The 11,287-nt window shown below is 69.9% G+C and carries 12 protein-coding genes and 3 pseudogenes; 12 read left to right on the plus strand and 3 right to left on the minus strand.

The window, feature by feature from the left end; all coding sequences use genetic code 11:
- Positions 1-192: hypothetical protein (locus PSU4_RS29410; protein WP_222596445.1), on the minus strand; the 192-nt coding region annotated here is incomplete at its 3' end.
- Positions 193-409: 217 nt separating this feature from the next.
- Here PSU4_RS29410 and PSU4_RS29415 point away from each other — a divergent pair.
- From PSU4_RS29415 to PSU4_RS29445, 7 genes and pseudogenes are all read left to right on the plus strand, one after another.
- Positions 410-1,099 (plus strand): winged helix-turn-helix transcriptional regulator, encoded by a 690-nt coding sequence (locus tag PSU4_RS29415; protein WP_147115704.1) that lies wholly within the window; start codon positions 410-412, stop codon positions 1,097-1,099.
- 104 nt (positions 1,100-1,203) lie between these two features.
- Complete coding sequence (locus PSU4_RS33145) at positions 1,204-1,272, plus strand: putative leader peptide (protein WP_373866108.1); 69 nt, start codon at positions 1,204-1,206, stop codon at positions 1,270-1,272.
- Positions 1,273-1,518: 246 nt separating this feature from the next.
- Positions 1,519-2,514 (plus strand): annotated as a pseudogene (locus PSU4_RS29425) (ferritin family protein).
- A gap of 2 nt (positions 2,515-2,516) precedes the next feature.
- Positions 2,517-2,852, plus strand: coding sequence for an MmoB/DmpM family protein (locus tag PSU4_RS31635; RefSeq protein ID WP_186817254.1), 336 nt, complete (start codon positions 2,517-2,519; stop codon positions 2,850-2,852).
- Positions 2,849-4,351, plus strand: a complete 1,503-nt coding sequence (locus PSU4_RS29435) for a ferritin family protein (RefSeq protein ID WP_147115713.1) — start codon at positions 2,849-2,851, stop codon at positions 4,349-4,351. Before PSU4_RS31635 ends, PSU4_RS29435 begins: the two co-directional genes overlap by 4 nt.
- The gene (locus PSU4_RS29440; protein ID WP_147115714.1) at positions 4,348-5,421 is read left to right on the plus strand and encodes a 2Fe-2S iron-sulfur cluster binding domain-containing protein; all 1,074 of its coding nucleotides are present in this window, start codon (positions 4,348-4,350) and stop codon (positions 5,419-5,421) included. The genes PSU4_RS29435 and PSU4_RS29440 overlap by 4 nt, the downstream gene beginning before the upstream one ends.
- Entirely contained in the window at positions 5,418-5,849 is a 432-nt protein-coding gene (locus PSU4_RS29445; RefSeq protein WP_147115715.1) for a rhodanese-like domain-containing protein, read from the plus strand. Before PSU4_RS29440 ends, PSU4_RS29445 begins: the two co-directional genes overlap by 4 nt.
- Before the next feature lie 153 nt (positions 5,850-6,002).
- On the opposite strand, the gene PSU4_RS29450 is transcribed toward PSU4_RS29445, so the two are convergent.
- On the minus strand, positions 6,003-6,674 hold the full coding sequence (locus tag PSU4_RS29450; RefSeq protein ID WP_147115717.1) for a TetR/AcrR family transcriptional regulator: 672 nt from the start codon (positions 6,672-6,674) through the stop codon (positions 6,003-6,005).
- A gap of 262 nt (positions 6,675-6,936) precedes the next feature.
- On the opposite strand from PSU4_RS29450, the pseudogene PSU4_RS33150 reads away from it, so the two are divergent.
- Positions 6,937-7,134 (plus strand): annotated as a pseudogene (locus tag PSU4_RS33150) (TetR/AcrR family transcriptional regulator); the annotation flags it as partial.
- Positions 7,135-7,146: 12 nt separating this feature from the next.
- Positions 7,147-7,692, plus strand: a complete 546-nt coding sequence (locus tag PSU4_RS29455; protein ID WP_246115425.1) for a TetR family transcriptional regulator C-terminal domain-containing protein — start codon at positions 7,147-7,149, stop codon at positions 7,690-7,692.
- Between the two features lie 91 nt (positions 7,693-7,783).
- Here the strand turns inward: PSU4_RS29455 and PSU4_RS29460 are convergent, their stop codons facing one another.
- Complete coding sequence (locus PSU4_RS29460) at positions 7,784-8,452, minus strand: antibiotic biosynthesis monooxygenase family protein (protein ID WP_147115720.1); 669 nt, start codon at positions 8,450-8,452, stop codon at positions 7,784-7,786.
- A gap of 695 nt (positions 8,453-9,147) precedes the next feature.
- Here PSU4_RS29460 and tal point away from each other — a divergent pair.
- From tal to PSU4_RS29475, 3 genes and pseudogenes are all read left to right on the plus strand, one after another.
- A pseudogene (gene tal, locus PSU4_RS29465) lies at positions 9,148-10,271 on the plus strand (transaldolase).
- A 92-nt stretch (positions 10,272-10,363) separates the two neighbouring features.
- Complete coding sequence (locus PSU4_RS29470) at positions 10,364-10,957, plus strand: Dps family protein (protein WP_147115722.1); 594 nt, start codon at positions 10,364-10,366, stop codon at positions 10,955-10,957.
- 75 nt (positions 10,958-11,032) lie between these two features.
- A partial coding sequence (locus PSU4_RS29475; protein WP_186817255.1) for a cbb3-type cytochrome c oxidase subunit I occupies positions 11,033-11,287 on the plus strand: 255 nt, incomplete at its 3' end.

Here is an 11,287-nt window from a genome sequence, read left to right on the forward strand (position 1 = left end):
AACGAACTCACCCCAGGTGACCGTGTCGACGCCGGTGGAGCGCTCACGGATGACGGGGGCGTAGGCCTTGCCCCGGCGCTCGTAGCCGTCGATCCAGCGGCGGAGGCCGTCCGTGCGCAGGCCGAGGAGCCGCGCGGCCTGGCTCATGCCGTAAACCGGACGGTTGAGCAGTTCTGCGCTGGTCTCCTCCACGAGCGTCAGTGTGCACTATGGGACCGACAGCACCGACAGAGTTCCCGCCCCGCTCGCCGACAGGGATCGTGGCGTGGGCGCAGCGTTCTGTTTCGTCGGACGCACCAGGCGACTGGTCCGTCGTTGCATGCCGCTTTCGCTCTGCCGGTGGCGCCGACGGCGTGCCCCCGGTACAGAATCTGTACTGCGGGAGCCGGTGGTCTTCTAGACTCGGATCATGAGTGCCGCGGGCCCGGAGTACTGCCCTGTGTCGATGGCGGCGACGGTGTTGTGTGAGCGCTGGAATCTCTTGATCATTCGAGAGCTGTATGTCGGTGCTCGTGGGTTCAACGACATCCATCGGGGACTGCCCGGACTGTCTCGCACTCTGCTGAGTCAACGGCTGAGGGCCCTGCAGCAGTCGGGGCTCGTGGAGTCGGTTGCCGGTAACCGCGGCTATCGGCTCACGGAGCGGGGCGCCGATCTCGAGGATGTCCTCGTGGCCGTGGGGAACTGGGGCGTCCGATGGGCGTTCCCCGAACCCGCCGACGAGCGACTCGATCCGCACCTACTGATGTGGCGCATGCGCCTCGGGCTACGGAGCGAGGCTCTTCCGGACCAGCGGGTGACGGTCGAGTTGATCTTCGAGCAGGGGCGCGAACAGGTCCGGGGCTGGCTGGTACTCGACGGTGAGGACTCCTCGGTCTGTACGCGCGACCCGATGTTCGACGTGGACGTTCATGCTCGGGCGAAGTCGGAGGTCTGGTACTCGGTCTGGTACGGCCATCGTGGCTGGTCAGAGGTCCTCGAGGACGGGGAGATGGAGCTGTCCGGGCGTCCGGCACTGCTGCGGGACTTCCCGACCTGGTTCAGGCGCAGCGACTTCGCCCCCAGGGTCGCCGAGCGGCGGGCCGACGCGAGCTCGTAGCGCCGGTCCAGAATCTGTACCGGCCCGTCCGCGGTCGTTGTGTCAGTCTTTGACGAGGCCGCTCGTGCGGTTCCACGTCGACGCGATCCGGGAGGTGCTTCTCGATGTTCGTCGGAACTCAGCGCCTCCACGTCGATCTCCAGCGCGTGACCAGCGCGCTCTGTCCGAGCTAGACCCGCACCCGCCTCCTCACCTCCATCGGTACGGGTGAGGGCTGTTGCCGCGGCACCCGGCCGGGCATCTCGTGCTCGGCGGACTCGGTCGAATCGGCCGCCGCCCGGCCCCCGGAGGAACCTGCCGGCCGGTTTCGGGCCTCGGCCCGATGCGCTCCGTGCCCGCAGCCCGCAGCCCATGTCGGGGTGGCGAGGTGACCAACAGAGCTCGTGACCTGAACCGTGCGCATCCTCGAGAGGATCTCCATGGCTGCTCCGCAGCTGACCGACTACGAAGAGTTCACCCTCGGTCAACAGATCGGCCCCGACGACACCGACGCCGCGCAGGGGTGGCCCTTGCTCTTCCCGGACGGGTCGGCACCCCTCACCGCCGACTCGACCGCGGCCCGGTCCTCGGACTGGTCGGCCTTCCGCGACCCGAACCGATCGATCTACGTCGAATGGGTCGCGGACGTCCATCGGGTCGAGAGCGACCTGGCTGCAGGGCTCGCCGAGTTGCGTGAGGCCAAGGCCGTCGACCGGATTCAACCGGACTGACTCGTCGAGGGGATCGGTCGCGATCTCGTCGTCCTGCCGTTCGTCGACCGCGCCTACTTCAGGGTCTTGAGCAGGGCGCAACGGCTGGCGTTGTCCGACACCCTCACTCTCCCGCTGGTGTTCGACGCCGCGGACAAGCTGCGCCACGTCGAACACACCGCTGTTGTACGGGTCGAGGTGGAGAACGCCGGAGCGCCCGACATCTTCGCCGACGTCCATGATCTGTGGTTGACATCGCCGCAGTGGCGGCCGCTACGCGAGACGGTGGAGCTGTTGCTGGCCACCGAGGACTGGGTCGAGGCGGTGGTGGCGATCAACCTCGTCCTGGAGCCGCTGATCGGTCACTTCCTGCGCAACGAGTATCTGCGCCCGGCCGCCGAGCGCAACGGTGACCGGTTCATCCCGCTGATCGCGCAGGCCTGGGCCGCGGACGCCGAGCGGGCCCGAGCGTGGACCGACGCTCTCGTCCACCACCTGGTGACCGACAGCGTTCACGGGACCTCGAACCGACAGCTCGTGCGGCGGTGGATCCTGACCTGGCGACAGCGGGCCGAGGACTCGGCGAAGACCCTCACGGACCTGCCCGCCAACGCCCCCGACGCCCCACCCGCCGACGAGAGCCGGTGGCGAGACGTCCTGGATCGCTACGACGCGACCGCCGCCGACAAGTGGGGTCTCGTCACCACCTCGGGAGCTTCCCTGTGACCGTGAGAACCGTTCCCGAGCCCGCTCAGCGGGGTGTCGGGATCAGCCTGATCGCGGGCGAGGAGACGACCGCGATCGTCGCGCAACTTCGCCGGACCCAGCCGACGGTGAACATCGTGGACCGCGGGGTCTACACCAAGGCCGATGCTCCGGACGAGATCGTCCTCGACCTGGGGGAGCTGTCGCAGGAGCTCGGCCGACCCATCGACGTCGAGGACGTCCTCATCGTCGTGACCAGCTACTTCGGCGAGATCATCCCGCAACGCGGCGCCACACCGGGAACCGGCTCCCTCGTACTCCGTGCCGACGCCATCGTGTCTGGAGGAACAGGCGCATGAGCGCACCCACCACCCGCATCCACGACCTGACCAAGGACTACGTCTGGAACAGCACGACGGCGCCACCGGCCGCGGTCTTTCCGACCAGGTACAGGGTGCCCGAGCGCGGGCGTGACCCGTTCAAGCTGCTCATGCGCGACTACGCCCGCATGGAGGTGGAGAAGGACAACCGCGTCCACCAGGCCCTCGACCGGGCGGTCCAGCTCCGCAGCAGCGAGCAGATCGAGCCGCGGTGGGTCGAGGGTCTCAAGCTGTTGCTGCCGGCCACCGCGGAGGCCGAGTACCAGGCCATGAAGGGTGCCGGGCTGCTGATCTCGTCGATCGACAACCCCGAGCTGCAGCAGGGCTACTCGGCCCAGGCGCTGGACGAGGCGCGTCACCTGCAGCTCGTCGGAGCGTTGCGCCAGCACTACTCGCGGACGGTGGCCGACTCGCAGGGGCTGCAGTTCGGATCGCGAGCCCTGTCGCGGCATCCGGTCGGCTCGGTGGCGCGGGCGGCCTTCGCGCCGAACTCGGTCAACGACCCGATCGACGCGGCCATCGCGCTGAACGTCGTCCTCGAGACGGCATACACCAACCCGCTCACCGTTGCGATCCCGCCGGTGGCGTCGGCCAACGGCGACGACGCCTACGCCGCGGCGTACTTGTCGATCCAGTCCGACGAGGTCCGGCACATGGCCAACGGGCACGGAACGCTGCGTGCGGTCGCCGAGATCCCCGAGAACATCCCCCTGGTCCAGGGCTCGCTCGATCGTGCCTTCTGGCACCAGCACCAGGGAAGCGACACCCTGGTCGGGGTCGCGTCGGAGTACTTCGTCCGCAACCGGCCCTGGGCCTACCGGGACGCGTGGGAGGAGTGGGTCGTCGACGACTTCATCGGCTCGTTCTCCCGCCGCTTCGGTCCGTTCGGTCTCACCGAGCCCGCCCGGCTGGGCGACGTCGCGCGCGGGCTGGAGTCCCAGCACCACGCCGTCGCCATCGGCCTCGCCGCGCTGTGGCCGCTGAACTTCTTCCGCATCGACCCACTCGACGAGCAGGACTTCGCCTGGTTCGAGGACAACTACCCGGGGTGGTCGCAGGTCTACCAGCCGCTGTGGGAGGCCTACGCCGCTCTGTCCGACCCGGCGGGCGCACACCTGCTGCTTCAGGAACTGCCCGCGGTGCCGCCGTTCTGCCAGGTGTGCCAGCTGCCCTGCATCGTCCCCCGGTTCGAGGCACCGGAGTTCCGGATCATCGAGTGGTCGGGCAAGAAGTTCGCGCTCTGCAGCGACGGGTGCGAGGCCAACTTCGCGTGGAACCCGATCTCCTACGCCTCCTACGGCACGTTCTGGGGTCGCTACCACGGCTGGGACCTCGCCGACGTCATTCTCGACCTCGGCTTCATCCGCCCCGACGGCAAGACTCTCGTCGCCCAGCCCCACTTGCACGAGGACCGGCTGTGGACGATCGACCACATCAGGGGCCTCGGCGTGACGATCCAGGACCCGCTGGCGCCATGACCGAGCTCGGCCGGCTCCGGGGGATCACCGTTCATCCCTTCGGGGCCCGTATCCCCGTGGAACCCGGTGAACGACTGCTCGACGCCATCCTCCGAGCGGGTCGCTACGTGCCTTTCGGCTGCAACCACGGCGGATGCGGCACGTGCGTCGCCACCGTGGTGTCTGGTGACGTGGAGCAGGACCCCGCGACCCTCACCACGCTCGACGCCCGGTCGCGCGAGGAGGGTCGGGTCCTGCTCTGCTCGTCGCAACTTCGGTCGTCGGACGCCGAAGTCGACGTCGGCGACACCGGCATCGTCGAGTCCGAGTTCGCCGGGGCCGGCTCCGTCGACACCACGACGACGGTCACCGATGTCCTGCGACCCGCAGCCGGCCTGTTCCTGCTCCGGCTGCGCCCGCCGGAGTCGTGGGCCCCCCGGCCCGGGCAGTTCGTCCAGCTCGCTCTGCCCGGCGGGGACGCGTGGCGCTCGTACTCGGTGGCCTCCCGGGCGGAGTCGTCCACTGTCGATCTGGTGATCCGCCGGGTCGAGGGTGGGGTGTTCAACACCGCTCTCGACGGTCTCCGCCCGGGCGACGACGTCCGGGTGCGTGGTCCCTTCGGCGCGTTCACGGTCAGGACGTCGCACCGGGCCAAGCTGTTCGTCGGCGGCGGGGCAGGCATCGGTCCGCTGCGACCGATGATCCTCCAGACGCTGGAGCGCGGCGATGATGCTCCCGTCCACCTCGTCCACACGGGGCGCGACGAGAGTGACCTCGCCTTCCGCGAGGAGTTCATCGCCCTCGCGGAGAAGTTCGACCACTTCACCTACGACCCCCTTGTCACCGTCGGTGTGACGCCCGGTGTCCGCGGTGCGGATCTCGCCGCCGACGCGGTTGATCAGCACCACTCCGCGCGGACGTTGCGCCGCTCCGAGGCCTATCTCTGTGGGCCCGATGCGTTCGTCGACCGGCTCGCGGACCACCTGATCACGAACGGCCTGCGCGACCGCTACCTTGCCGCCGACCGGTTCACTGCATCCAGCGGCTCGACCCTCGGTGTCGCGCCCCCTCAGGACAGGAAGTCGTCATGACCAACGAACCTCGCAGCCGCACCCTGGACCTCATCCACGCCGCTCAGGAGACACTGGACCGCCTGACACCGGCCCAGGCGGCGAAGGCCTTGCAGGAGGGCGTCATCTTCGTCGACACCCGCACCACCGAGGAGCAGGAGGCCGAGGGAGTCATTCCCGGGGCGTACCGCGTGCCGCGCAACGCGATCGAGGTGTTCCTCGACCCCTCGCACCGGGCCCACTTCACCGCCGAGGAAGCCGCTGAGCTGCCACCGGTGCCGAAGGACGACGAGCAGATCATCGTCTTGTGCAACCTCGGCCTCGCCTCCAGCCTCTCGGCCGCGTCCTTGCACCGGATCGGCCTCTCCGGAGCCACTGACGTCGAAGGTGGGTTCCAGGCGTGGAAGGCGGCCGGGCTTCCCGTGGAGTCCACGACCACCCTCGAATGACCTCCATGTGCGTGGCGAAACGAGCCGGGCCCCTTCCGTGGCCTCCGACTCGTGCGGCCGTGTCCGGGATGCGGCGTGGTGAGCCTCTGAGCTGCGCCGAGGCACCGCCGCGCCGGTCCTGACGTCGAGGACGAGAATTCTCGTGGTGCGGGGTCAGCTCGCCGCGTCGGGGGCGGGTTTCGGCCCGACGGCGAGTGCTTCGACGTTGCGGATCGCGAGGTCGAGCGCCAGCGCCATCGGCTGGGCGCTGCGTCTGGCCTGTGAGAGCAGGTACCCGCCCTGGTAGGCGGCCAGGATGCCGGTGGCCAGGGTGGCGGCGTCGGAGGTGCGGTCGATCTCGCCGCGTTCCTGCATCCGCGAGATTCCGGCGGTGAGGTACGACTCCCAGCTCTGGAACGCCGCGTTGATCAGAATCCGAGCCGGTTCGGAGCGGTCGGACAGCTCCGTGGCGAGCGAGCCGACCGGGCAGCCGTTCGCGCCGTGCCGCTCGTCGACGAACCGGACGATGGCGTCGCGCCAGCGTCGCAGGCCCTGCAGCGAGCTGAGCTGTTCGAGATGGGGTTCCTGCAGCTGCATCACCCGGGCGGTCTGCATCTTGATCACCGCGGTGACGAGGGCGTCCTTGTCGTCGAAGTAGTGGTACAGCTGCGACTTGCTGGTGCCGGAGGCCTCGACGACCTGGTCCATGGTGGTGCCGGCGACGCCGTTGGCGTGTATGAGGTCGGCCGCGGCCCGGACGATGCGGTCGCGCGTGAGGGCACCGCGGGCGGTCAGGCGCCGCAGGGGAGGCTCGGCCCCGGCACTCGTCGCTCCGGCACTCGTCACGGACTCGATCCTAGCTTGAGGACTTGATCGTGATCTCCGCTCGCGCACTACGGACTGGTCAGTCTAGAGCGGATCGGCCCAGAACGCGACCGTGGCTGGCGGCCGCTGTCCGGGGCGTGGTGGCGCACTCGGTTCGGACAGCATTCTGACCTCGGTGATCGCGTCCGCGGTACCTGTGGGGCGGGTCGGCGAGTCGGTGGGGACCGCACGCTGGGTTCCCGTCGAAATAGACCAGTTGGTACGTGTTGGCTAGCATCCGTGCGTGTCGAGGGAAGAACCTGAGGGGCGACCCCCGGAGCCGGCGCGCCGCTCCACGGCGACGCGCGTCCGAATCGTCCGGGCCGCGTCGGAGGTCGTCGCCCAGCTCGGGCTCGCGGGAATGAACGTCGAGCGGGTCTGCGCCGCATCCGGTGCCAGTCGGTCGCAGGTGTATCGCTGCTTCCCGGCCAAGAGCGAGTTGGTCTCCGCTGTCGTGGACCTCCACGTCGCCGCCGTGCTGGGTCGGCAACGCTCGTTGCTCCTCGAGGTGGTGTCCCTGGCGGACTTGCGTGCATGGGCAGCGGACCTGGTCGGGTTGAGCAGCGCGGACAGCTGCGAGAGCGGGCTCCTGCTCGGCTCGCTCCTGACCCAGCTGGCGGAAGGGTCCGACGACCTGCGGGCGACGCTCGACGACGCGTTCCGGACGTGGCAGTCGTACCTGGCCGCGGGGCTGCGCCGGGTGCAGGAGCACGGCGAGCTCGACCTCGGCGCCGATCCGTGCGAGCTCGCCGCCGGGATCGTCGCGGTGCTCCAGGGTGGTCTGATCCTCGCCCAGGTCGCGCCGGACGGGGAGCCGCCGCGGGCGGCCCTCGACCTCGCGCTCGCCGGTCTCGCCCGCGCCGCTGCGCCGTCGGCGGGACGTGCCCCGGGGCGCAGTGGGCGCGCCTCGGCCCCCGGGACGGGCGACGGCGGACCGTTGCTGGCGACGGGGCGGCCCGCACACCGGGAAACCGTGAGCAGGCGAGCCCGTCACCGGTGAGGACGGTGACGGGCGCGTGCCCGGACGGACCCGGTACCGGCTCCGGTCGGTCGTCCGGGGCCGCCGGTGGCTCGTGGGCGCCGGGGGGTGGTCAGGTCGGGTGGTCCGGGTAGTACTGCGGGGCCTCGCTGCGGTTGTAGAGGCTGTAGTAACGGACGATCCGGATCCGGCGGATGCGCGGGTTGCCGGGCAAGTCGGCCACCGATTCGAATTCCGCCGCGGCCGCCTGGTCGCGCCACACGGTCCGGGCCAGGAGCGCACCGGGGCTGTCCACGGGTTCGTAGACGTCCCAGGACGTGAGGCCGTCGGCCTCCAGGTCGAGACCGAGGTGCGAGGCGATCTCGCCGGCGTCGTACGTGGTGGACGGAGGGTGCAGGGTCGTCGGGCCGACGAGGACGACGGTGCTCCCGGCGCCCGAGGCGGTCTCGTCGAATCGCTGCTCGCGCAGCTTTGCGCTGCCGGGTGTGCCCGTGTCGTGGGTGAGCTCACCGGTCCGGACGGTGTAGTCGACGAAGATGTCGTTGCGCCCCGTCGCCTGGGCCAGCTGATGGTTCGGGTGCGTCCGCCACCTGACGAGTGCCTTCTCGTCCTCCCATGTCGAGAGCGAGAGCGTCCAGCCCGGCCGGATCACGCTCCGGTGGAGGTCGTGGTCGACCAGGCCGGTGTTCTGGCGCAGGTCGCCGTCGAGCAGCGTCGCCAGCTCCGGGTACGCGTCCCGACGGTCGGGCCTCGCACGGGCCTCGAACAGCACCGCGAACATGTCCCTCCTGATGGATGCTCCCGCCCGGGCCGTCGACGTCCGAACGTGTGCTCGTGCGGGTGCGCCGACCCGGCGGCGCGCGACGACGTGACTAGACGATCTAGTCTAGCCCGTGCGCACGGTGGGCTGCTCGTCCGAGCAACTCGGACCTCGCGCGCGGTCGTGCGACGAGACCCCGGCGACCTGCTCGGACGCGGTGGCCGGCACTCGTTTCGGCACGAAGGGGTTCCCGCGGTCGCGTACCGGACAAGGGAGGTGGCCGGCCGGTAGCTCCGACTCCGTCGGTGCCTGCCGCGATGTGAGATCGTCGATCTGGGAGCAGCTGGTCCATTCGTTGCGCGCCCTGGCCTGAGGTCGCTCGCGGGTGGGACGTTCGCGCGAACGCGGGCCTCTTCGTCGGAACCCGTCCGTCGTGGTCGGCGGCACCGCGGTGCAGTGTCAGCATTTCCGCAGCTCACAGGGGTTCTGTGCGGTAGTGCGGGTCTCGCGCCGTTGACGCGAGGAAGCGCGGGTGTCACGATTCGCGCCGCACGAGGCCCCAGCCCGTGGGTGCCGGAAAGCCGCGAAGTGCTGGACGTTATAGTCCAGTGCGCGATCGGCTGATCGTCACTCGAGGGCCTCATCCGGACGAGATCGACGCTGACGTCGCCCCGTGGAAGTCCGGGCACCGAGGCCGGCCCAGAGGAGAAGCGTTCGTGGCACCTGACCGACTTGCCGGGCTCGCCGACGCGGGCGTCTCGATCTGGCTCGACGACCTGACTCGTGCGCACCTCGTCAGCGGCCATCTCCGTCGGCTCGTCGACGACTGCCATGTCGTCGGTGTGACCACCAACCCGACCATCTTCGCGGCCTCGCTGGCCCGCCCCGAGCCCTACGACCCGCAGATCCGGGAACTCGCGGCGGACGGGGTGACGGTCGGCGACGCGGTCCGTCGGCTGATGGTCGGGGACGTCCAGCAGGCCTGCGATCTCTTCCGCGAGGTCTGGGAGGCCACCGGCGGGGTGGACGGGCGCGTCTCGTTGGAGGTCGATCCCGCACTGGCCGGCAACAGTGAGGCGACGGTCGTCGATGCCGTGAGCCTCGTGCGAGCGGTCGGCCGCCCGAATCTGTCCGTGAAGATCCCCGCGACGAGGGCGGGCCTCCCGGCCATCACGGAGGCACTCGCACTCGGCGTCGACGTCAACGTCACGCTGATCTTCTCGGTGGAGCGGTACCGGGCGGTCATGGCCGCCTATCTCGCCGGGCTCGAGCGAGCGCTCGACAACGGCACGCCACTGTCCGGGATCCACTCCGTCGCGAGCTTCTTCGTCTCCCGCGTCGACGTCGAGGTCGACGAGCGCCTCGACAAGATCGGATCGGACGACGCACTCGCGCTCCGGGGGATGGCCGGCGTCGCGAACTCGCGGCTGGCCTACCAGGCGTTCCGCGACACGTTCACCGGCCCGCGCTGGGAGCGCCTCCAGGCCGCAGGCGCTCGCGTGCAACGCCCGCTGTGGGCCTCGACGGGGGTGAAGAACCCGGCCTACCCCGACACCAAGTACGTCAGCGAGCTCGCCCTGCCGGGAACGGTGAACACGATGCCCGAGGCGACGCTGAAGGCCTTCGCCGACCACGGCTCACTGCGCGGCACGGACGACGCGCAGGCCACGGCCGGTGACTGGCGCAGGCCCAGGAGGTCATCGACGCGGTGGCTGCCGCGGGCGTCGATCTCACCGAGGTCCTGACGACCCTGGAACGCGACGGTGTCGATCGGTTCGCGCGATCGTGGGCCGAACTGCACGACACCGTCGGGCGAGCCCTCACGGACGCGACCGGGTAGCAGTCCACCCGCCCTCCGGGCCGCTCGATCCGAACATCGACGCGCACGGCGTCGACCACCCCTACGAACCGAGATTCACGAGGAGTGAGCGCATGACCGCGACCCAGGACGGGACGCAGCAGGTCTCGTCGTCGAGCCAGCCGTCGCTGCATCAGCACGGCGGCGGCGAGATCCAGACGTTCGGCACCGTCAAGCAGTTCCCGATCGGCCTGTCCTACGACGCGCGCATGTATGCGGCGGAGAAGCTGAACCGAACTCTGGCGGACACGCAGATACTCCACGCGCTCTACAAGAAGTGCCACTGGAACGTCCGCGGGGCGACCTTCTACCAGCTGCATCTCCTGCTCGACAAGCACGCCGGCGAACAGCTCGCCCTTGTCGACACGATCGCCGAACGCATCCAGAGCCTCGGTGCCGTCGCGGTGGGCGATCCGCGACACGCAGCCGAGCTGACCAGCATCCCGCGGCCGCCGAACGGCGTCGAGCCGGTTCCGGCGATGCTCTCCCGGCTGCTGGACGCGCACGAGCAGATCCTGATCGACGCCCACAAGGCGGCCGCCAAGAGCGCCGAGCTCGGCGACGACGGAACCAACGACCTGCTCGTCTCGCAGGTCATCCGCACCGGGGAGCTGCAGTGCTGGTTCCTGGCCGAGCACCTGGTCGACACCCCTCTCGTGCGCATCTGACGATCCCCGTCACCGCTGCCGGCGCGCGCCGCGCCCGTGCATGCGAACTCCCACCGACTCACTCGAGAGGGCGTCATGACCCAACTCGCGCCCGCTCCGGCGACCCGACCGCGACCCGTGCGCCGCCCGGCGAGGGGCTCGGTGTTCCTCGGGATGTTGCGGACGACCGACCCCAAGGACATCGCGGTCCTGTACCTGGTCACGTCGTTCGGGTTCTTCCTGGTCGGCGGTGCGATGGCGCTGCTGATCCGCGCCGAGCTTGCCCGGCCCGGCATGCAGTTCCTGTCCCCGGAGCAGTACAACCAGCTGTTCACGATGCACGGCACGGCG

This window comes from Pseudonocardia sulfidoxydans NBRC 16205 (assembly GCF_007989085.1).
Classification (GTDB): domain Bacteria; phylum Actinomycetota; class Actinomycetes; order Mycobacteriales; family Pseudonocardiaceae; genus Pseudonocardia; species Pseudonocardia sulfidoxydans.

Bases quoted from the DNA above. Each gene is read 5' to 3' on its own strand.
- PSU4_RS29415 (WP_147115704.1), top strand. From the start codon at position 410: ATGAGTGCCGCGGGCCCGGAGTACTGCCCTGTGTCGATGGCGGCGACG.
- PSU4_RS29435 (WP_147115713.1), top strand. From the start codon at position 2,849: ATGAGCGCACCCACCACCCGCATCCACGACCTGACCAAGGACTACGTC.
- PSU4_RS29440 (WP_147115714.1), top strand. From the start codon at position 4,348: ATGACCGAGCTCGGCCGGCTCCGGGGGATCACCGTTCATCCCTTCGGG.
- PSU4_RS29445 (WP_147115715.1), top strand. From the start codon at position 5,418: ATGACCAACGAACCTCGCAGCCGCACCCTGGACCTCATCCACGCCGCT.
- PSU4_RS29460 (WP_147115720.1), bottom strand. From the start codon at position 8,452: ATGTTCGCGGTGCTGTTCGAGGCCCGTGCGAGGCCCGACCGTCGGGAC.
- PSU4_RS29470 (WP_147115722.1), top strand. From the start codon at position 10,364: ATGACCGCGACCCAGGACGGGACGCAGCAGGTCTCGTCGTCGAGCCAG.